Source organism: Nocardia amikacinitolerans NBRC 108937, from assembly GCF_001612615.1.
Classification (GTDB): Bacteria; Actinomycetota; Actinomycetes; order Mycobacteriales; family Mycobacteriaceae; genus Nocardia; species Nocardia amikacinitolerans.
In genome coordinates, this window is the sequence record NZ_BDAU01000033.1 from 62,592 (window position 1) to 82,108 (window position 19,517).

A 19,517-nucleotide genomic window follows, 5' to 3' on the forward strand; every position below is an offset into this window, starting at 1 on the left:
GGTATGCGCAGTAACGGCAGGGGCGGCAGTCGCGATCTCGCGCTGACGTCCGTTCGGCGCGGTTCGGTATTCGACATCTGATGCCATGACATCGGAGTAGTTGAGTCCGACTATCTCCGCGTTCCTAGGACTCGCGGATCTGCTGCTCATGATCAGCTCGGTGGCTGGGCGATCAGGGCCCGAGCGGACGCGATACCTGACGAGTCGGGTATGCGTCTCGGGTAAAGTTTCGAAAGTAATGGACAATTTTCGCAAATGCAATGAGTTTTCGTATAGTGCTACCGTGGGTGCATGGTGAAGAGTGGCGGTACGACCCGCACCGACGGCATCTACCAGGCGATGCGCGCCGATATCCTCGGCGGGCGTCTGGTTCCCGGGGCGCGGCTGAAGTTTCCGGAGCTGTCGGAGCGGTACAAGGTCAGCGTGGGCGCGACCCGCGAGGCATTGACCAAACTGGCAGCCGAAGGGCTGGTCACGGCGAAGGCGCACCAGGGCTATCTGGTGCGCCCGTTGTCGCATGAGGATCTCGCCGACTTGACGCAAGCGCGGGTTGAGATCGAGTCGCTCGTGTTGAAGCTGTCCGTGCTCGAAGGTGACGTGCGCTGGGAGGCAGACGCCATTGCGGCTCATCATCTTCTGGAACGGACGACCTACCGCGACCCGGCCGACCCGAACCACCCGACCGACGAGTGGTCGGCGGCGCACCGGTCCTTTCACCAGGCCCTGCTGGCCGGGTGCCGCAACCGGCGGCTGCTGGATACCGCGCTGGCCCTGCGTCAGGAGGCCGAACTGTATCTGCAGTGGTCGGTGTCGTTCGGCAACGAGCCCGACCGCGACGTGCCCGGAGAGCATCGCGCGCTGCTGGAGGCGGCGGTCGCTCGTGACGCCGGGTGCGCGCAGGAGTTGCTGCGGGATCACATCGCGCATACCGCGCAACTGTTGATCAGTTGCGCACCGGATGAGCCGAATTCGGCGGAGGTCGCTAACGAGTAAAAAGTCATGACGGCGACCGATTCGGCCACCGCCATCGCGGACCTCACGTGGTGTATTCGCGTGTCCGGAAACCTCGACACACTCGGGCAGCCGGCTACCGATGTCGACGTCGTTTTGTGTGCCTGTCTTACAACTGATCGTCCCCTAAATCATCCTCGCGGTCCACATCGGAGGTCAGAGAAAACGTGGGGCACAATCGACGATTCTTCGGGACCGCGGAAACGGCACATGCCGTGAACAAGTCGTTCGCCGGTCAGGCCGGTGCAACTTTGAACCCGCTGCGCCAGTCGGCCGAGGTCTGCGGTCGTCAGGTCGCAGTCCGCATCAATGGGGACTGCCAAGGTCATTGCCTTGGTCCATAGCGTCTCCCTCTTCGGGACCGCCGAATGAAGCCCAGCCGTAGCGGGATCGCCGTTCCCGTATGAACGGCTCTACCGCTCGAGCCTCTGACCGGCCGACTCAACGACATCGCGAGAGTACCATTGTGCCCCAGCTAATTTCGGCGAGCCATCAACGCTGGAAGCGCAAGACTTCAGCCGCGCCCAAGCCTCCGCACTGGCTTGCACCAGGCCGGCTGGCCTGTTCGGCTCGGGAGCTGGCAGGCAATCACCGTATCGGCCCGATCAGGCTGACTCTGCAGTGGCCGATCACTGGGCTATTTCGATCCGAAATGGCCGTCCGCGGGGAACTTGCAGTGGCCGCTGTCACGACAACCGACAGTCGACCAGCGTAATCTCTGCGTATACCACTGTCGAGGCTGGCGAGTTCCTGATATTTCCTAGTGCCCGCTGTGTGGTTCACGTCCGATCCCGAGGTGATTCAAAAGGTCACCACAGGTTGCCTTCCTAGCGTCACTTGTGTAGATCGCAACGCGCTCAGGGAGCGCCCATCCGGAAGGACATTTGCATGGAGATGACCTCATCCAACATACAGCGGCAGTTCCGTACGGCGGTGGTCCCGGCAGCCGGGCTGGGTACCCGGTTCCTGCCGTTGACCAAGACAGTGCCGAAAGAGTTACTCCCGGTGGTGGATACGCCCGGTATCGAGCTGGTCGCCGAAGAGGCCGCGCAGGCGGGTGCAGATCGGATGGTGCTGGTGACTGCTCCCGGAAAACACAGTGTCGCCGCGCATTTCGAAGAGGATCGGGACCTCGAAGACCTGCTCGCTCGGCGCGGCAAGTTCGACCTGCTGGAAAAGGTGCGCAACGCGCCCAAGCTGCTCGACGTCGACACCGTCATGCAAGAACGCCCGCTGGGTCTGGGACACGCCGTCCTGCAAGCCGAATCGGCTTTGGCTGCCGACGAGTCGGCGATCGCGGTTCTGTTGCCGGATGATCTGGTGTTGCCTCGCGGGGTTCTGGAGACAATGGCTGGGGTGCGTCGGCGCTATGGCGGCAGCGTGCTGTGCGCGATCGACGTGCCGCGCGAGGCAGTAAGCGCCTACGGTGTGTTCGATGTCGCCCCGGTCACTGATATGGACCCTGATGTGTTGCGCGTCAGGGGAATGGTCGAGAAACCGGACGCGGCGGACGCGCCCTCCACCCTGGCCGCTGCGGGTCGCTATCTGCTCGACCGCGCGGTCTTCGACGCGCTGCGCCGTATCGAGCCAGGTGCAGGCGGAGAACTGCAGCTCACCGATGCCATCGCTGCGCTGATCAGTCAAGGGCACACCGTGCACGTGGTGGTGCACCGTGGCGGCCGCCACGACATCGGCAATCCGATGGGATTTCTGCGTGCGTCGATCGAGCTGGCGTTGCAGCGCGAGCAATACGCCGACTCGCTTCGGGACTGGCTGCGCACCCGCCTGGACTCCCCGGCACGATGAATTCGCGTCCATGCGGTTGTCGGCCGAGCGGGCAACCGCATGTGCGTTACCAGCTTCGCCAGAGGTTCGCCAGAGAGTAGGCGATCAGAATGCTTGCGACACGAGTTCGTCCGCTTTCGATCGTTCCAGCGTTCCAGCGGCGTCGGCTGCTCTGCCCGGCGAGCGCACCCCTGTGGAGCTTGATGATGACTTCCAAACATGTTCTGATAACGGCCGCCCTGTGCACGCTGGGTGCCGTTACGGTAGCGCCGCTGCCGTCCGCGGAGGCGGCCGAGCCGCACGAGAGGAATTATCGCATCGACGGCGGTCCCGAATACAGCGTGGGTCAGCGGGACACGGTGACGCGGCTAATGCCCGCTCTGAACGGGATGCCTACGAATCGGGAACTGATGGTGGACAGCACCTTCTACGGCAGGGTGGAGGACTCGGCGGCGGGCACGCTGAAAGCGGGCTACCTGGTGGCCTGTGTGATGGAGGCGGAGCCAAAGGCCAATGCCGATGCCGAGGGCACGGTGGAAGGTAATGGGGAGGTGGGCGTAAATGTCGACCCCGACGAGGTGACACCAAGCCTCGATGTGAAGCTCAAACCATCGGTGAGCGGCGGCGTGGGCGTAGAGATCTCGCTGACGCCTGGCAAGATCGCCGATGTCGGCTCCGGCTCGAAGGACCTGCGCGGGGGTTCGAGGGGATCATTGGTGAACCGAGACTTCTACATCCAGGTTTCCGGTTGTGCGGGACCGTTGCTGGTGCGCCCCTACGCGAAGACTGAAGTCCATTCACCGGATGTGGATGCAAGCGGAGCTGTGTTCGGCGACCCGATCATATTGTGAGCGAGGGAGTCGTATCCATCCGATCTCGCCGTTGGCGACTGCTGCTGGAACTGCCCGCCGGCGAGCTGTCTGTGCAACCCGAACCCGCCGATCGACATCACCGACGTGTCTGAGCTCGAGGCGAGAGGTGCGACGGCGAATGGCCCGACAGCGGCCGTCGGCAAACGAATGCTGCTGCGCTGCAATGGGTCTCGCAGTTCGGTGTTCTTCGACAAGTCCGACAAACCAGAGTCGGCGCCCATCGACGGAAGGTCGGGTGTACCAGTGGCACCGTCAGACATCGCCGCCGAGGGCTCCCCGCCGGAGGGCATTCCGTCCGCGGCCGGGCCGTTGAAGACCCAACTGGAGGGGCCGGAGGGCGGCGCCGCTGTGGCTGTGAGCCGCGGCTTTCGGCCGCGTACGCCCCTGCACCCACGAGACCGAAGAGTGCTGCGGCGATGGCGATCATTGTGGTCGTACGGCCGGTCGATGCCAACGGACCAGCCCGAGCGCTATCACCATCGCACCGAACGCGATCGTCCAGCGCAGCCACGGCTGCCAGTCAGGTGTGCGGTCGAGCAGCACGACCGACCGACCCGCCGCCTTCTGGGAAGCCCCGAGGCGCAGCATGTGCGGGTCTGGGGCGGTCGCTTTCGCGGCTGTCGTCATCGGTGTCCCTTCGGTCGCCCGGTGTCCTGGCGCCGGCATCGGTCGCGGGATCGAGACAAGGAGTCTGGAACGGGGTGCGCAGCCGCCGGGAAGCGGAATTGGGCGGTTCGGCCTCTCCCGGCGGCTGCGCGGCCTTCGGGCAGGTTCGAGGGCTCTGCTCGCTGGTCTGCCGCCCGCATCGACGACCCTGGCCGGCACATTCAGCGTCCAGGCCGCAACATGGTAGAACCTCGGGTGACCCTGTGAATCATCTGTGAGCAGACGTGCGCCGTTGGGTATCGCAGCTGTTCGGAGACGTAGTCCAGGGCGGTGGCAATTCGGTGCTCGAAGTAGATGCCGTGGCAGAGCAGGAAGGACCGGACCGGGCACACCATGGCCAGGAACTCCAACGGCGTCGGCCTTCTCGCGAAAGTCTCGCCTCTACAAGGTGTTCGGCCCGGAATCGCAGGCGTCGACCGTGTCGGAGCTGTCCAAGCGAGCTGGCCTACCGATGCCGACGGTGTCGCGCATGATTTCAGAGCTGGTCGAACACGCTGGGAGGGTGCGTGATGGCGATACACGGGGGTAGGAATCGGATTCGGGTGTGGAAACTGATGATGACGCGTACGGCGCGACATCACTCCAAGTCTTGTGATGCGTTATGGCAATCGTCGACGGTTGCGAGTGAACTCAGACGCGTAGGTGTTCACAGTCAATTTTGAAGTTATTTGCAGCCATTGGTCAGTGTTATTGCGAAGAAATCGATGCAGAATGGACTCGTCGATATGACTTGGGATGTATCGACGGGAATTCACCAACGGAAAGGGTTGTTTGCTATGGGATCCGCTGTACTCGACTTGGGGAGTGCTGTTCTCAACGGTGCTTTGTGGACCGGAAGCGGCGTGGTGCACGGGCTGCTTGGGGCGCTCTTCTCTGGGTCCGCTGGACTCTGATGCAACACTGATCGGGAGTCTCGTAGCTGCATACGGGCTCGCTTCAACCCCGCCGAATCTCTTCGGCGGGGTTGTTCTCGGTATGCAGACTGACCTCGTTCACCCTCTGATTCTGGTTGTTTTGACCAGGCGTGGGCTGGGTGTACAGCGCTATTGTCGCCACGGAAGCACCGGACGGACAATGCAGTCTGCGGCTGTGTCGAGGAGCGGCTCATGGATACCAAACGCTTAATCGTGGGTGTATCAGGCTCCAGCGCACCGCAGTTGGCGTACAAGCTACTGCAAACTCTCGCCACCAGAGACGATGTCGAAACGCACTTGGTCCTGACTCGGGGTGCGGAGCTGTCGATCAAGCTCGAAATGGGCATGTCCGCAGGTGAATTCGAGGCACTGGCCGATGTCGTGCACGATGCCTCCAACCTCGGAGCTTCGATCTCTTCGGGCTCGTTCACGACGTGCGGAATGGTGATCATGCCGTGCTCGATGAAGACCCTCGCGGCCATCGCCTCGGGTGTGAGCGCGGATCTCGTCGCGCGTGCCGCGGACGTCTGCTTGAAGGAACGCCGACGGCTGGTGCTGGTCACCCGCGAGACACCACTCAATCTGATCCATATCCGCAACATGGAGACGGTTACCCTCGCCGGGGCGACGGTGCTCCCACCCGTGCCGGCGTTCTACCACAAGCCGCGCACCATCGATGATCTGCTGGCGCAGACCACGGGAAAGGTGCTGGATCAATTCGGCATAGAGCACAACCTGTTCCAGCGGTGGACATGAGCATACCCGAGGAGGTGCAGCAGGCCATCGCCGGACTGCCCGCCATCGGAGCCTGGAATCCGATGTTCTCGTTCCTCACTATAGACGCGGGCGGGTTCCCGCATGTGTGCCTGTTGTCTCGGGCGGAACTGGACACCGACGGTGAGCATGTCTTCGCCGTGCTGGCGAGCCGCGGCTCCATCGGCAACATCGAGCGCACGGAGACGGCCACCCTCATGGTCGTCGGTGAGGAGACCGCGCTCTATCTGAAGTTGAGGGTCCACAAGCGTTTCGAGGAGGACGACCGTCGAGGATTCGTCCTCGTGCCCGACTCGATCAAGCGCGACACCCTGCACACCCCGTTGCGATCGCCTGGCTATCTGGCGACCGAAGCCGTGGCGGCGAGCGAGAAATGGGACCGCACGGCCCGGCTTCTCGCCCGCATGATCGCGGTGCTCGAAGTCTGAACGAAAGGGAACTCGACATGAAGCGCTTTCCAGACCTGCGGTCGTTCTTGGACGCACTGGACAAGATCGGCGATGTCAAACGCATCAATCGCATAGTCAGCGCCGATCTCGAGGCCGCCGCGATAACCCGTCGATGCCTCGAAACCGATTCCCCGGCACCTCTGTTCGAGAGCATCGAAGGCGTGGCTCCGGGATTCCGACTGCTCGGTGCGTCCGCGGCGCTGTCCTCGGTCCCGGGTAAGCCGTTCGCTCGCCTTGCACTGGCGCTGGGGCTGCCTGCGGAAGCTACCGCAGCCGAACTGGTCGAACACGTGCTCGCCACCGCGGAAAGGCCGCCTGTCGCACCGAAGCTGGTGGAGTCGGATGCGGCGCCGTGTAAGCAGAACATCCTGCTGGGCGACGAGGCCACCCTCGACAAGTTCCCCATCCCCAAGTTGCACCAGCACGATGGAGGCAAATACCTGAACACCTGGGGCATCGTCATCACCCGCACTCCGGATGGGAGCTGGACCAACTGGGGCATCTCTCGCATGATGATGATCGACGGCCGACATTTCACCGGGCAGGTCGCGGTCCCACAGCACCTCGGTTTGATCTACGAGCAGTGGGCTGCACTGGGCAGGCCGATGCCCTTCGCCATCGTCCAGGGCGGCGACCCGGCAATCCCCTTCTCCGGCGGAATCCCGCTCGGGGACACCGGCGTTCCGCTTGCCCAGCGACGACTGGGCACGTTCTCCGCCCCTGTCGACGAGGCCGGGTGGGTTGGCGCCCTTACCGGTGAACCAGTCGAACTCGTCAAATGTGAGACCGTCGAACTCGAGGTGCCGGCCACCGCCGAAGTGGTGATCGAAGGCTTCGTTGCCCCGGAGCGGACGGAACCGGAAGGCCCGTTCGGTGAGTTTCCCGGCTACGCGGACTGGAGTGCGCCGGTCGCCGAACAGCTCAAACCTCGGTTCACGATCACCGCGATCACCCATCGCGACGATCCGATCTGGCCGATCGTGCCGGAGGGCCGCCCGGTCGATGAAGACCACACCGTGACCGGGGTCGGCTACTCGGCGGAAATCCTCGGCGCGCTGCGGAAAGCTGGCCTTCCCATCACCACGGTCTGGATGCCGCTGCGCATGGCCGCGCACTGGGCGATCGTGATCGTGCCGCGCGACTGGCGAACGACTCTGCCCGGCACTGACTCCGGTCAGCTGGCGCAGCGCGTGGCCGAAGTACTGAACACTGTGCGCTCGGGACGGTTCGTCGCCCAGGTCGTCCTCTTCGACGATGACATCGATCCCTCCGACGACACCGATCTGCTGTGGGCGATAGGAACCCGCATGCATCCGCTGCTCCGCACCTACGAATCACAGGGACTGGTGTATCCGATGCTCACCTGCTACACCGCGGAAGAGCGCGCGACCCTGCTCGGCTCGGTCGTCGTTCGAGACGCCCTACTGCCGAACGGGCCCATCGAGCACAGTTCGTTCGCGCAGGCGTATCCTCTCGAGATCCAGCAGCGGGTGCTCGCGCATTGGGACGACTGAACAGGAGCGCTCGCGGTCAGCGAGTGGCTGTCGCGCAGAACGAAATTGCCGACGCTTCGGGCGTCGGCAATTCCTTGCTGTCGGGGTCCGGTGAGTTGTCAGTGTGCGATCCGGAGCTGAACCCGCAGTTGATCGATGAGATCGGCGAGCTCAGTGGCGTCGTGGGCGGTACCGAAGAGGTAGAAGTCCGGCCTGACGATCGCCGCGACGTGGCGGTGTTCCCGCATGTGTGGCAGGTAGCCGTGGTCGATGTCGGTATATCCGGTGTCGCTCGGGTCGCTCGTCAGTGGCACCAACGTCGCACCGATATCGTCGAGGAACAGTCGGTGCTCGGGACTGAGCACCGACAGATCGAGACCGTCGATGAGGACGGTGAACCCGAAGCCGGTGAGATCGTCGAGCGGGGCGGTCGTGTCACCGTGGCGAACCCGGTACTGCGGGCTGAGATGCCCAACCGCCCCCGCCCTCCGGCCGTCCGGAAGACATTGCAGCACACCGTCTCCGAGCACCGGTGGGGCCCCGGCGGGTAACACCTGCGCCGGATCCGCCCCACCCGCGATCATGCGCCGATCCCGTTGCGCTGCCGCCTGTTCATCGAGAACGCAGATCACCTCGCCCAGTGCGATGGACATGTCGATCGCATGGCGCACATGAGCGCTGCGCTCGCTGCTGTAGGTGTCGAGCAGGTCTGGATGAGCCGTGCCCCGCAGGACCAGATCCAGCTTCCACGACAGGTTCAGTGCGTCACGCAGTCCGGAGCACATGCCTTGACCCGCGAACGGGGGCATCAGGTGGGCGGCGTCGCCGGCCAGCAAGAGCCGGCCGGCGCGCCAGGTGTCGACCCAGCGGGCCTGGAAGGTGTAGACGGTGTGTCGCTCGAGTGTCGTGTTGCCGGGATGCCGACCCCACGGCTCGAGCAACTTCCACGCCGTCTCGACGGTGTCGAGATCGGCGACGGTTTCGCCAGGGAGCCTCATGAACTCCCAGCGGCGCCTGCCAGGTCCGCCCGACACGATTGTGGTCGGCCGGGCCGGGTCGCACAGCTGCCAGTTCATCGGAGACCAGTCACGCTGCTCGTGCGGGACGGTGTCGACGATCAGCCAGTCGAAGAAGAAGCCGAGGTCGGTGGTGGCGGTCGGCATATGGCGGCGCACGAGACTGTTCGCCCCGTCCGCGCCGATCACCCAGCGAGCCGCAATTCGTGTGCCGTCGCAGGCGGTGAGATCGACATGACCGGGGTGTTCGGAGACTTCGCTGACTTCGGTCCCGCGACGCACCGTGACGGTCGGCAGCGCCTCGGCGGCTTTGGCCAGGACGCGCTCCAGTTCGGGCTGCGAAAAGAAGTTCGCTGTCGGCCAGCCGCTTTCGCCGGTCCCGCTCCAGTCGATGCGCACCAGTGCGTCGCCCTCACGGTTGCGCCATTCGTAGAAGTCGGGCACCGGATCGGTGATGGCCATGACTTCGTCGGATATCCCGGCTGCTTGGAAGATACGACCGATCTCGTGATCGAAGTGCACCGCGCGTGGTTTGTCGTAGGGCTGCGGCCAGCGTTCGAGCACGACCACATCATGTCCGCGGCGGCCGAGCAGAATGGCCAGGAGTTGCCCGACGGGGCCGAATCCGACGATAGCGACGTCGTGAATCTTGTTCGACATGAGCGAATCTCCTGCTAACCGGCGTGGTGGGCGCCGGTCATCAGCGCAGCGAGGTCTTCGGGGTGCAGAAAGGAGGGCGGGGGCGGTGGACCCCAGTTGAACAGGCCCTGAGCGCCTTCGAATGCTTCGGGCGTCCAAAGTTGGTCGTCGATGATGCAGTCCATGTCGGAGTAGTACTCGGAGAAATTGCCGGCGGGATCCTTCAGATACCAGAAGAAGTTCGAACCGGCGTGATGGCGTCCGAGTCCCCAGACATGGCGTTCGGGATTGCCTTCCAGCATCGCGGTCGCGCCGCGGCCGACCTCGTCGACGTCGTCGACCTGCCAGGAGGTGTGGTGCAGGAAGTTCACCGGGGCTTGCAGGACCAGGACGTTGTGATGGTCGGTGGAGCAGCGCAGAAACGCACCGTGACCGGCGATCTCATCGGAGAGCTTGAAACCAAGGCCCTCGGTGAAGAATCGGCGCGTGGCGTCGAGGTCGACGGTGCCCACCACGGCGTGTCCAAGCTTGCGTGGCCGCACTGAGCCGGTACGCAGAACGCCTGGGGCCCGGGCACCTTGCCGTGCCAGGCGGCCCGGCCCGTTGTAGGCGGTGGCGGGCACGGCGGGCTGGTGGATGCGGTCGGCTATGCGTACGGCCGCGCGGAATCCCGCGATCGGTTCGTGCGCCGCGACTGTGTCAGCGGTGCGTACCAGCGGCACGCCGAGCGCGGTCAGTCGCGCCTGCACCGCGTCGAGATCGTCGGAATCGTCCGCGCCGACGACGAGTTCGATCAGCCGCCGGGAGGGTGCGGGGACCACACGCAGCTGATTTCCGCCGTCGGTGGTCGCGAGCCAGCCGTCGGCCGTGGGGGAAAGCCCGAATTCGGTGTAGTAGTCGTGCGTCGCGGTCGGGTCGGGTACCCCGATCGTGACCGAGGACAGTCGGTGCAGCGCCATTGCGGCTCCTCGTCGAGATCTTCTGTGGGACTTAGCGGTCGGTGACCATGAGGTGGCGCATCTCGCCGATGCCGCGCACGTAGCTGACGAGTTCGTCGCCGGGGGCGAGGAACCGCTGCGGAGTGCGGCCTATGCCGACGCCTTCAGGGGTGCCGGTGAAGATGACATCACCGGGCACCAGGGGAGTGATGGCCGAGAGCCGGGCGATGAGCTCGGGAACCGGGAAGATCATGTCGGCGGTTTTGCCCTTCTGCATCTGCTCGCCGTTGATCAGGCAGCCCAGCTCGAGGTCATCCGGGTTGTCGAACTCGTCGGGCGTGACCAGCAGTGGGCCGATCGGGCCGAAGCCGGGGAAGGACTTGCCCATACTGAACTGCGGAGCCGGGCCGACCCGCTGACGGTTGCGCTCGGAAATATCCTGTCCCACAGAGACTCCGGCGACGTGGCTCCACGCGTTCCCCGCCGCGATCCGGTGGCCGCCGCGGCCGATCACGACGACCAGTTCGACCTCCCAGTCCACATTGCCGGGCGGTAGGACGATGGTGCCGTAGGGCTTGCCGAGCGAGGTAGCGAACTTGGTGAAGACCGGCGGCTCCTCGGGTACCGCGAAATTGGATTCCGCGGCGTGATCGGCGTAGTTCAGCCCGATGGCGAAGGTCTGCCGCGGCTGGGGCGCGGGATTGCCGAAGTCCTCCGGGGCGATCTCGGCCAGCGGTGTGCCCACGCAGTCCGTGAGTCCCGCAGCAAATTCGCGCAGTTCGTCCCAGCGGTCGTACGCGCCCTGGACTCGCGCGCCGAACCTGCCTTCGCTGGCTCGCTCGACATCGACCGCCAGATCGGACGGGGTGACGAGGGTTAGCCGGTCGGAGATGTTGGCGAATCGCACGATGTGTACTCCCTGACTGTAAAGAGGCGGGCCGAGATCGGGCCCGATGTGGCGAGGAACACTTTCGAAAGTAGCTGACATGTTTCGATAGTGCAATCTTCTTTCGTAAGATCGCCCTGGGTCGCGAGCTATCGCGAGACACGAGCCCGGATGTCACCCGCGTCAGGGGATGCGCCCAGGACGCGGGTCCCACCGGCGAAGCGGTACCGAGAGTCCGACGCATGCGAGGAGATTATCTGCGCCACAATGAGATTTGTGATCAGTCTGTGGTCGCTTGCCAGCGCAGGACCTCCAGGGCGACAGCGATCCGCAAGGGGTCCGTTTCCAGCGGGCGCGGGAGTAGCTCGTCGGCGCGGGCCAAGCGGCGCACGATCGTATTGCGGTGGGTGAACAATGCGGCGGCCGCTGCCGACGCATTGCCCAAATGCTGGAGATACGTCCGTACCGTCTCGCGTAGTTCGCTCGACGCGTGAGCGAGATCTCCGAGGACCCGGCCGACGTACTCCTCGGCGCGGGTTTGGTCCTGGGTGACCAGCGACGCCAGCTGAATCTCCTCGAAGGTGGCCAGCGGGGCGGGCGCGCCGATTCGGGCGACGAATCGGCGGACTTCGAGGGCGTCGCGGTGAGTGCGCCGGAAGCCTTCCACGCCTCGGGCCGGTGTGCCGACCGCCACCCGGATCTCTGGAAACGTGTGCAGCGCGGCCGCCAGTTTCTGATGATCCGGCAGGGTGTCGACGGGAAGCCATACCCATAATGTCGTCGCGCTTGCCACGACGGTGAGTCGCTGCAAGGCTCCGCACGCACGCATCAGCGTCTCTGCGGCCTGTTCGAGGTAGCCGAGATCGGCGTCGCGGTCGGCAGTCCACACCAGTGCCGCAAGGTGTTTGCCTCCGAGGCGGTACCCCAGCACGCCTTCCGCGCGGGTGAGTGGCACCGGTGCGCCCTCGAGGATCAACGCCACCATTTCACGTCGATCGGCCTGCGAACCCCGGGTCAGCTCGTCGCGCTCGGCATCCATGTGCTCCGTGACCGCCTTGACGGTGTCGTTGACGAACGTCGCGATCGAGGCCGCGGTAATCGACAGCAATTCCGCCAGTTCGTCCGGGTCTCGGGTCAGCCCGAAACACAGCTGCATCCACTGCTGCCATGCGGTGTTCTGGCCAGTTCGGTAAAAGTCGAGCGCCGCTTGGTCGACGCCACGGCGGACGAGATCGCGGGCCACGGAGAGCTGGGGCGTGCTGGCATTGGCGGGCACTGGTTGGCCGGGTGCGCGGATATTGGCGGTGGCCCAGGCGAGCACGTTGTCATAGTTGGACCGGCGCATCGCCGCGACAAGGTCGGGGTCCGTCGTGATCTGGGTGAGTGCGCGGGTGGCCGGCTCTGCCTCGTTCATCAGCTGCACCCAGTCGTCCGGTGCCCGCGCGATCAGCTCGGCACCCTGCCGGATGAGATCTGCGACGCGGGCGGACGGAGCGGGCCACCTCATGCTCGGAAGCATACCGAGGCGAAGTGCACTGTGCACCATTCAGAGGCTGAAATCGAGCACGTACGCCCTTCACTGCCTGGGCTTTGCCAACCACCATGGACAGCGACCGAACTCAGCTCAACGAGGAGCGCTCTATATGACTTCGATTTCCGAGGAACACGTCGATGTCCTCGTCGTCGGTGCCGGGATCTCCGGCATCGGTGTCGCGCGCTACCTGCTCACCGACCAACCCGGGACGACTTTCGTGGTGCTGGAAGGACGAGCCGCCTTGGGTGGCACGTGGGATCTCTTTCGTTATCCCGGGATTCGCTCCGATTCCGACCTGTACACGTTCGGCTACCGATTCAAGCCGTGGACGGACGCGAAATCGATCGCGGGCGCGGACCGCATCCTGGCGTACCTGTACGACACCGTGCAGGAGTACGGCATCGACCGCTATATCCGTTACCACCACAACGTGATCGCCGCGGCGTGGTCCACTGCCGACGCACGGTGGACTGTTCAGGTAGAGCGCTCCGACACCGGGGAGCAGCTGACGCTCACCGCCAACTGGGTCTTCGGGGCCACGGGCTACTACGACTACGACGCAGGCTACACACCACATTTCGAAGGGCAGGAGCGGTTTCGGGGCCCGATCGTCCATCCACAGCACTGGCCCGAGGATCTCGACTACACGGGCAAGAAGGTCGTGGTGATCGGCTCGGGCGCGACCGCGGTGACACTCGCGCCGACCATGGCCGACACCGGCGCCGAGCACGTGACCGTATTGCAGCGCACCCCGACCTACGTCCTCCCCGTGCCGTCGGTCGACAAGATCGCCAGCATGCTGAGCAGGCTCCTCGGCGCCGAGCGCGGCTTCGCGGCCACGCGCGCGAAGAACATCCGGATGCAGCGTGTGATCTGGAGTGTCTGCCAGCGATTTCCGGCCTTGGCGCGCCGGCTGATCCGGTCGGCCAACAGAAGGGCTCTGCCCGAGGGCTTCGATGTGGACACCCACTTCAATCCCCCCTACAACCCCTGGGACCAGCGCCTCTGCAGTGTTCCGGACGGTGATTTCTTCCGAGCCATCCGCGACGGACGAGCCTCGGTCGTCACCGACCGCATTCGTACGTTCACCGAGAACGGCATTCTGCTCGACTCCGGTCAGGAGGTCGAGGCGGACTTGATCGTCACGGCGACCGGTCTCAACCTGAAACTGCTCGGCGGCATCGCGATCAGCGTCGACGGTGAACCGCTGCAGGCGCGGGACCACATCGTCTATCGGGGCATGATGCTGAGCGGCGTACCGAACCTCGCCTTCGCCATCGGCTACACGAACTCCTCCTGGACGCTCAAGGTCGATCTGCTCTGTGAGCACTTCTGCGCCGTGTTGGCCTATATGCAGCGGTACCGATACAACCTGTGCGTGCCAGAGGCTCCAAACATGCAGACACGGCCGATGCTCGACTTCGCAGCAGGATACGTTCAGCGAGCACTCGACAAACTGCCCCGCCAGGGCGACAAGTTTCCGTGGAATATGTCGATGAACTACCTGGACGACGCACGGCACATGCGTCGTCACCCGGTCACCAACGAGCACCTCCGCTTCGCGCGCGTGCCGGTTCGAGAGGAGATGTCGGCATGACCGACCAGACCTGTGATGCCGGCCGCGGCATCACCCTGTGCTTCCGCACCTACGGCGACCCCGCCGACGAGCCGCTGATGCTGGTCGCCGGGCTCGGCTTGGATCTCACGGCGTGGCCAGTCGGCATCGTCGATGGGTTGACGCGCAACGGCTTTCATGTCGTTGCCTTCGACAACCGCGACGCCGGCGCGTCGACCCGCATGGCCACCCCGCCGCCTGGCTTGCTGCGACAACTATGCGCCCGCCCCCGCCCCGACGCCTACGATCTGGGCGATATGGCCGCCGATACGCTAGCACTGCTCGACCACCTCGAGATCGGGCGAGTTCACCTGGTCGGCATGTCCATGGGTGGGATGATCGCCCAGACGCTCGCCGCCCGGTATCCGCACCGGGTGCGGTCGCTGACCTCGATCTTCTCGACCACCGGGGACCGGCATGTGGGCCAACCGGCGCGCTCGACGCTGCTCCGGTTGCTCAGGCCACCGGTGCGAACGGTCGAGCGATCCGTCGCCCGGTACGTCAGCATGCTCGACCACATCGCCTCGGCCACATACCCGTACGACCGTGCGCGTGAGGAGGCGTGGGCGACCGACCTCTGGTATCGCAGCGGCGTCGGTGCGAGCGGACAGCACCAGGAGAGTACCGCCCGCCAGATCAGCGCCATTCAAAAATCGGGTGACCGCACCGACGAGGTCCGCACGATCGACGCACCCACACTGGTCGTGCACGGCGACAGGGATCTGATGGTTCACCCCAGCGGCGGGGAGGCCACGGCCGCGGCCATCAATGGTGCGCGCCACGTGGTCATCGCGGGTATGGGCCACCATCTCCCGCCAGGTTTGGATCAACGACTAGTCGAGCTGATCACCGACCACGCGAAATCCGGACCTGTCGCGAGATGAGCGGGGTACCGCTTCCGCGTGCTGTAGGCGTCTGGTTTGTCGCGAACTACCCGGTCGAAATCGCTGCGTACGCGTGCGTCCATTGGTGACACCCGCCCGTACAAGATGGGCCTTACTCGTATTGGATCCGACAGCGGCTGCCGGACGCGATAGTTGATCGAGTAGCCAGGGCTGCTCCAACTCGATCCGCCGACGCTGTGCAGATCGACCATCCCGGTGTCATATGAGTGGGCGATGCATACTTTCGATGAAGTGTCGACTCGCCGAAGAATCATGATTCGAACCACAACCCTTCTGCTCGACGTCGAAGTCGCGGCCGAATCGACCGGGAGTGAAAGCTCCGGTCGCGACCCGTGCGCGATTCGTTCGGGTAGCGCGTCGGAGGAATCATGAGCTTTGCAAGTCCGTTCCCTGGTATCGATATTCCCGATGTCGGTATCTTCGATTGTCTGTTCGGCGACCTCGGCCCAAGTGATCTCGAACGGGTCGCGCTGATCGACGGCGCGTCCAGCGCGAGGCTGACCTATGGCGAACTGATCGAGCGTATCGAAGGATTTGCTGGAGGGCTGAGCTGCATCGGATTCGGTATCGGTGACGTCGTCGGTGTGCTGTGTCCGAACATCCCCGCGTTCGCGGTCGCGTTCCATGGCATTCTGCGTGCGGGCGCGACAGCCACCACCATCAATGTGCTGTTCACTGCCCCGGAGATCGCCAAGCAGTTGCAGGCGTCCGGTGCCAAGGGACTGATCACGGTGAGCGTATTCCTGCCGCAGGCGAAAGAAGCGGCAAGATTGGCCGGTATCACAGACGATGCATTGATCGTCCTCGACGGTGGCGTGGGGCATCGCTCGGCAGTCGATCTGCTCGCGCTCGGTGCGCTACCGCCGAAACAATCCTTCGATCCCGCAACGCATGTGGCGGTGCTGCCGTTCAGCTCGGGAACCACCGGAAGCCCGAAGGGGGTGATGCTGACACACCGGAATCTGGTCGCGAACGTGTGTCAGATCGACTCGATGCAGGACATCGGCTCCGGTGATGTGATTATCGCGGTTCTGCCGTTCTTCCATATTTATGGCATGACGGTATTGCTGAACGCAGCACTGAAGGCCCGTGCCCGATTGGTCACCATGGTGCGATTCGAGTTGGCAGACTTTTTGGCAGCGATCGAGAAATACCGGGTGACGCACCTTTTCATCGCGCCTCCGGTCGCACTCGCGCTGGCGAAGCATCCGATGATCGACGCCTTCGACCTGTCCTCCGTGCGTAAGGTGGTCAGTGGCGCCGCGCCGCTGGATCAGGAGCTGGGGGAGGCGGTGGCCGAGCGGTTGGACGCCGCGGTCGTGCAGGGCTTCGGGATGACCGAACTCAGTCCCGTGAGCCATGGTGTTCCCACCGATCTGGGTGTCTCGATCGCCGGCCGACCGGCACCGATCAGCGCGAGTGGCTGGCCGGTTGCCAACACCGAGAACAAACTCATCGATCCCGCCACTGGGGCCGAGATCGCCCTCCCGGCAGACGGGTTGAGCCGGCCTGGTGAATTGCTGGTCCGTGGTCCGAACGTCATGGCCGGATACCTGAACAATCCGAGCGAAACCGCCGCCACGATCGAGCCCGACGGCTTCCTACGCACCGGAGATCTGGCCTGTGTCGACTCGACGGGGTGTGTGTTCATCGTCGACCGCATCAAAGAGCTCATCAAATACAAGGGCTACCAGGTACCGCCGGCGGAACTGGAGGCATTGCTGCTGACCCATCCCAGCATCGCCGACGCCGCGGTGGTCGCCGCCGTGGATGGCGACGGAGAGGAGATCCCGATGGCGTTCGTAGTCACCCAGCCGGGCGCGCAGCTCGGCGAGGATGAGGTGATCCGGTTCGTCGCCGACCAGGTCGCTCCGTACAAGAAGGTACGCCGCGTGGCGTTCATCACCGAGATCCCGAAGTCCGCGGCCGGAAAGATATTGCGAAAGGATTTGCGGCAGAGCGTCATTCAGTCATGAGGTGGATCATGGGTCCCGATTCACGCTGCGAATCCTGACGCAACCACCGATGGTGTTTTGAGCGATCCGGACGACATCGAGTGATAAAAGCGACCGGTCGGCGGCAACCTCCCACACCCATGTGCCTCCGGCGCAACGGACTTCGACGTGATGTGCGCGACGCACTTGTCGGTCGAAGTCGCTCGGAGCGGCTATCTCGAAATCACTGGCGATGCGGGCTCCCGACAACATCGCCGCATCATCCCGCTGCGACGCCGAACCCGGTGCCAGCTGCCCGACTAGAGCCCCATGACCAAAGGAGATCGGTGTGACCGCGATGGATCGAGATGTTCGAAGCGCACACAGCGTCGACAATTCCCGTGCGGATTCCGAAATCGAGGTGCGCAACCCGGCCGATGGCCGCGTCGTGAACCGGGTGCCCGTGCGGTCCGCGCTGTCGGTCGCCGCGGCAGCCGCGCAGTTGCGGGAGCAGCAGGTGCACTGGGAAGCGATCGGACCTCGGAAGCGGGCCGAGTGGCTGTTCCGATTGCAGGACTGGCTGATCGACAACTCCTCCCGGATCACCGATGTCCTGCAGTCCGAAACCGGGAAGTCCCGCTATGACGCGGCAGCCGAAGTGCCGACCACCGTCGACCTGATCAGGTACTGGGGCACTCGGGCGGCAGGCTTCCTCGCCGATGAACGTCCGAAATCGTTCAGCGGCCTCGGTATGACCAAACACCTCACCACCACCTACCGACCCTATCCGGTGGTCGGTGTCATCACGCCGTGGAACTTCCCGCTGGCCATGATCAGCCTTGACGCGATACCGGCGCTCATGGCCGGTGCCGCGGTGCTCGTCAAACCGTCGGAGGTCACCCCGCTGAGCGCCCTGGAATTGGCCCGAGGGTGGAGAGAAATCGGGGCGCCGGCGGTGCTGTCTGTAATGACCGGACTCGGTGATACCGGCCGTGCGGTTGTGGAGAACGTCGACTACGTGCAGTTCACCGGGTCGACCCCGACAGGCAGGGCGATCGCGCAAGCCTGTGCGCAGAAACTGACGCCGTACAGCTTGGAAATGGGCGGCAAGGATCCCGCGATCGTGTTGGCCGACGCCGATATCGAGCACGCCGCGCGGGGAATCGCATTCGGCGGAATGTTCAATTCCGGTCAGGTCTGTGTGTCGGTCGAACGTGTCTATGTGGAGGCGCCGATCCACGACCAGTTCGTCGCCGCCCTCACCGAACAGGTTCGATCCCTGCGTCAGGGACACGACGGTGTGAAGTTCGCCTACGATGTCGGTGCCATGGCCACCGCGGCACAACGTGACATCGTGCAGCGCCACGTCGACGACGCGATCGCACACGGTGCTACCCCGACCGTCGGCGGAAAGGCTGGGCCTGCAACCTTTTTCGAGCCGACCGTGTTGGTCGACATCGATCAGTCGATGGTCTGCGTACGCGAGGAGACCTTCGGTCCGACGCTGCCGGTGATCAAGGTCGCCGACGAAGAAGAAGCGGTTCGGCTGGCCAACGACTCGGCCTACGGCCTGTCGGCATCTGTCTGGACGCGTGACCGGGAGCGCGGCGAGCGGATCGCCCGACAGTTGCAGAGCGGCGCGGTCAACATCAACGACGTCATGACGAACGCATTCATTCCGGCGGTTCCGATGGGCGGCTGGAAGGATTCCGGCGTCGGCGCTCGATCCGGAGGCGCGGCCGGGATCCGCAAATACTGCCGCCCCCAGACCATTACGGTTCCGCGCGGACCAGCGAGGAAACGTGAACTCCAGTGGTATCCCGCCTCGCGGTGGCGGCACCGAGCCGTGTTCGGATTCGGGCAGGCCCTGGCTGCCCGCGGAGCACGGCGGCTCGCACTGCTGCTTCGACGGCCGTGAGCAGCGATCGCGTCAGCAAACGACGACAACGTCCTCGCCTAGGTCGCGGTTCGCCAAAGGGCCGATCGCGGAATCGTTCGCCCAGACAGACCGGGAGCCTGTGGTCTTCGATGCGAAAGCGCACGAGGTCGTCGTTCTCGATCACTGTGGAAGTCGGTGAATGGCCAT

General features: G+C 64.4%; 16 protein-coding genes. 11 read left to right on the forward strand and 5 right to left on the reverse strand.

Annotated features, from left to right (window positions below):
* The first annotated feature begins 291 nt into the window (after window positions 1-291).
* The 3 genes from NAM01S_RS24290 (at window position 292) to NAM01S_RS24300 (ending at window position 3,647) form a co-directional block, all read left to right on the forward strand.
* Window positions 292-993, forward strand: coding sequence for a GntR family transcriptional regulator (locus NAM01S_RS24290; RefSeq protein ID WP_067789036.1), 702 nt, complete (start codon window positions 292-294; stop codon window positions 991-993).
* A gap of 906 nt (window positions 994-1,899) precedes the next feature.
* Window positions 1,900-2,817, forward strand: a complete 918-nt coding sequence (locus NAM01S_RS24295) for a UTP--glucose-1-phosphate uridylyltransferase (protein ID WP_067789038.1) — start codon at window positions 1,900-1,902, stop codon at window positions 2,815-2,817.
* Between the two features lie 182 nt (window positions 2,818-2,999).
* Complete coding sequence (locus tag NAM01S_RS24300) at window positions 3,000-3,647, forward strand: MspA family porin (protein WP_169810896.1); 648 nt, start codon at window positions 3,000-3,002, stop codon at window positions 3,645-3,647.
* A gap of 444 nt (window positions 3,648-4,091) precedes the next feature.
* On the opposite strand, the gene NAM01S_RS24305 is transcribed toward NAM01S_RS24300, so the two are convergent.
* Window positions 4,092-4,295 carry a hypothetical protein gene (locus NAM01S_RS24305; RefSeq protein ID WP_067789043.1) on the reverse strand — a complete coding sequence of 68 codons (204 nt, stop codon included), beginning with the start codon at window positions 4,293-4,295 and terminating at the stop codon, window positions 4,092-4,094.
* 457 nt (window positions 4,296-4,752) lie between these two features.
* Here NAM01S_RS24305 and NAM01S_RS37400 point away from each other — a divergent pair, with 457 nt between their 5' ends.
* From NAM01S_RS37400 to NAM01S_RS24325, 4 genes are all read left to right on the forward strand, one after another.
* Window positions 4,753-4,863 carry a helix-turn-helix domain-containing protein gene (locus tag NAM01S_RS37400; protein ID WP_373862693.1) on the forward strand — a complete coding sequence of 37 codons (111 nt, stop codon included), beginning with the start codon at window positions 4,753-4,755 and terminating at the stop codon, window positions 4,861-4,863.
* Window positions 4,864-5,440: 577 nt separating this feature from the next.
* Window positions 5,441-6,004: a UbiX family flavin prenyltransferase gene (locus NAM01S_RS24315; RefSeq protein ID WP_067789049.1), complete on the forward strand. Its 564-nt coding sequence runs from the start codon at window positions 5,441-5,443 to the stop codon at window positions 6,002-6,004.
* Window positions 6,001-6,450 carry a hypothetical protein gene (locus NAM01S_RS24320; RefSeq protein ID WP_067789052.1) on the forward strand — a complete coding sequence of 150 codons (450 nt, stop codon included), beginning with the start codon at window positions 6,001-6,003 and terminating at the stop codon, window positions 6,448-6,450. Before NAM01S_RS24315 ends, NAM01S_RS24320 begins: the two co-directional genes overlap by 4 nt.
* 17 nt (window positions 6,451-6,467) lie before the next feature.
* Window positions 6,468-7,985 (forward strand): UbiD family decarboxylase, encoded by a 1,518-nt coding sequence (locus tag NAM01S_RS24325; protein WP_067789053.1) that lies wholly within the window; start codon window positions 6,468-6,470, stop codon window positions 7,983-7,985.
* Window positions 7,986-8,083: 98 nt separating this feature from the next.
* On the opposite strand, the gene mhpA is transcribed toward NAM01S_RS24325, so the two are convergent.
* From mhpA to NAM01S_RS24345, 4 genes are all read right to left on the reverse strand, one after another.
* Window positions 8,084-9,640 (reverse strand): bifunctional 3-(3-hydroxy-phenyl)propionate/3-hydroxycinnamic acid hydroxylase MhpA, encoded by a 1,557-nt coding sequence (gene mhpA / locus NAM01S_RS24330; RefSeq protein ID WP_067789056.1) that lies wholly within the window; start codon window positions 9,638-9,640, stop codon window positions 8,084-8,086.
* Window positions 9,641-9,654: 14 nt separating this feature from the next.
* Window positions 9,655-10,578 (reverse strand): VOC family protein, encoded by a 924-nt coding sequence (locus NAM01S_RS24335; protein ID WP_067789059.1) that lies wholly within the window; start codon window positions 10,576-10,578, stop codon window positions 9,655-9,657.
* A 31-nt stretch (window positions 10,579-10,609) separates the two neighbouring features.
* Window positions 10,610-11,464, reverse strand: a complete 855-nt coding sequence (locus NAM01S_RS24340) for a fumarylacetoacetate hydrolase family protein (RefSeq protein WP_067789061.1) — start codon at window positions 11,462-11,464, stop codon at window positions 10,610-10,612.
* Window positions 11,465-11,723: 259 nt separating this feature from the next.
* A complete protein-coding gene (locus NAM01S_RS24345) occupies window positions 11,724-12,950 on the reverse strand; it encodes a PucR family transcriptional regulator (protein ID WP_157107884.1) in 1,227 nt (408 codons plus the stop codon).
* A 136-nt stretch (window positions 12,951-13,086) separates the two neighbouring features.
* Here NAM01S_RS24345 and NAM01S_RS24350 point away from each other — a divergent pair, with 136 nt between their 5' ends.
* The 4 genes from NAM01S_RS24350 to NAM01S_RS24365 all read left to right on the forward strand — a co-directional run bounded on the left by NAM01S_RS24350 (window position 13,087) and on the right by NAM01S_RS24365 (window position 19,349).
* Window positions 13,087-14,574: a flavin-containing monooxygenase gene (locus NAM01S_RS24350; RefSeq protein ID WP_067789067.1), complete on the forward strand. Its 1,488-nt coding sequence runs from the start codon at window positions 13,087-13,089 to the stop codon at window positions 14,572-14,574.
* Window positions 14,571-15,476 (forward strand): alpha/beta fold hydrolase, encoded by a 906-nt coding sequence (locus tag NAM01S_RS24355; protein ID WP_067789070.1) that lies wholly within the window; start codon window positions 14,571-14,573, stop codon window positions 15,474-15,476. The genes NAM01S_RS24350 and NAM01S_RS24355 overlap by 4 nt, the downstream gene beginning before the upstream one ends.
* A 389-nt stretch (window positions 15,477-15,865) precedes the next feature.
* The gene (locus NAM01S_RS24360) at window positions 15,866-17,473 is read left to right on the forward strand and encodes an AMP-binding protein (protein WP_067789073.1); all 1,608 of its coding nucleotides are present in this window, start codon (window positions 15,866-15,868) and stop codon (window positions 17,471-17,473) included.
* 316 nt (window positions 17,474-17,789) lie between these two features.
* Window positions 17,790-19,349: an aldehyde dehydrogenase family protein gene (locus NAM01S_RS24365; protein WP_067789272.1), complete on the forward strand. Its 1,560-nt coding sequence runs from the start codon at window positions 17,790-17,792 to the stop codon at window positions 19,347-19,349.
* Window positions 19,350-19,517: the final 168 nt, after the last annotated feature.

Bases quoted from the DNA above. Each gene is read 5' to 3' on its own strand.
- NAM01S_RS24290 (WP_067789036.1), top strand. From the start codon at position 292: ATGGTGAAGAGTGGCGGTACGACCCGCACCGACGGCATCTACCAGGCG.
- NAM01S_RS24295 (WP_067789038.1), top strand. From the start codon at position 1,900: ATGGAGATGACCTCATCCAACATACAGCGGCAGTTCCGTACGGCGGTG.
- NAM01S_RS24300 (WP_169810896.1), top strand. From the start codon at position 3,000: ATGATGACTTCCAAACATGTTCTGATAACGGCCGCCCTGTGCACGCTG.
- NAM01S_RS24305 (WP_067789043.1), bottom strand. From the start codon at position 4,295: ATGACGACAGCCGCGAAAGCGACCGCCCCAGACCCGCACATGCTGCGC.
- NAM01S_RS24315 (WP_067789049.1), top strand. From the start codon at position 5,441: ATGGATACCAAACGCTTAATCGTGGGTGTATCAGGCTCCAGCGCACCG.
- NAM01S_RS24320 (WP_067789052.1), top strand. From the start codon at position 6,001: ATGAGCATACCCGAGGAGGTGCAGCAGGCCATCGCCGGACTGCCCGCC.
- NAM01S_RS24325 (WP_067789053.1), top strand. From the start codon at position 6,468: ATGAAGCGCTTTCCAGACCTGCGGTCGTTCTTGGACGCACTGGACAAG.
- mhpA (WP_067789056.1), bottom strand. From the start codon at position 9,640: ATGTCGAACAAGATTCACGACGTCGCTATCGTCGGATTCGGCCCCGTC.
- NAM01S_RS24335 (WP_067789059.1), bottom strand. From the start codon at position 10,578: ATGGCGCTGCACCGACTGTCCTCGGTCACGATCGGGGTACCCGACCCG.
- NAM01S_RS24345 (WP_157107884.1), bottom strand. From the start codon at position 12,950: ATGAGGTGGCCCGCTCCGTCCGCCCGCGTCGCAGATCTCATCCGGCAG.
- NAM01S_RS24350 (WP_067789067.1), top strand. From the start codon at position 13,087: ATGACTTCGATTTCCGAGGAACACGTCGATGTCCTCGTCGTCGGTGCC.
- NAM01S_RS24355 (WP_067789070.1), top strand. From the start codon at position 14,571: ATGACCGACCAGACCTGTGATGCCGGCCGCGGCATCACCCTGTGCTTC.
- NAM01S_RS24360 (WP_067789073.1), top strand. From the start codon at position 15,866: ATGAGCTTTGCAAGTCCGTTCCCTGGTATCGATATTCCCGATGTCGGT.
- NAM01S_RS24365 (WP_067789272.1), top strand. From the start codon at position 17,790: ATGGATCGAGATGTTCGAAGCGCACACAGCGTCGACAATTCCCGTGCG.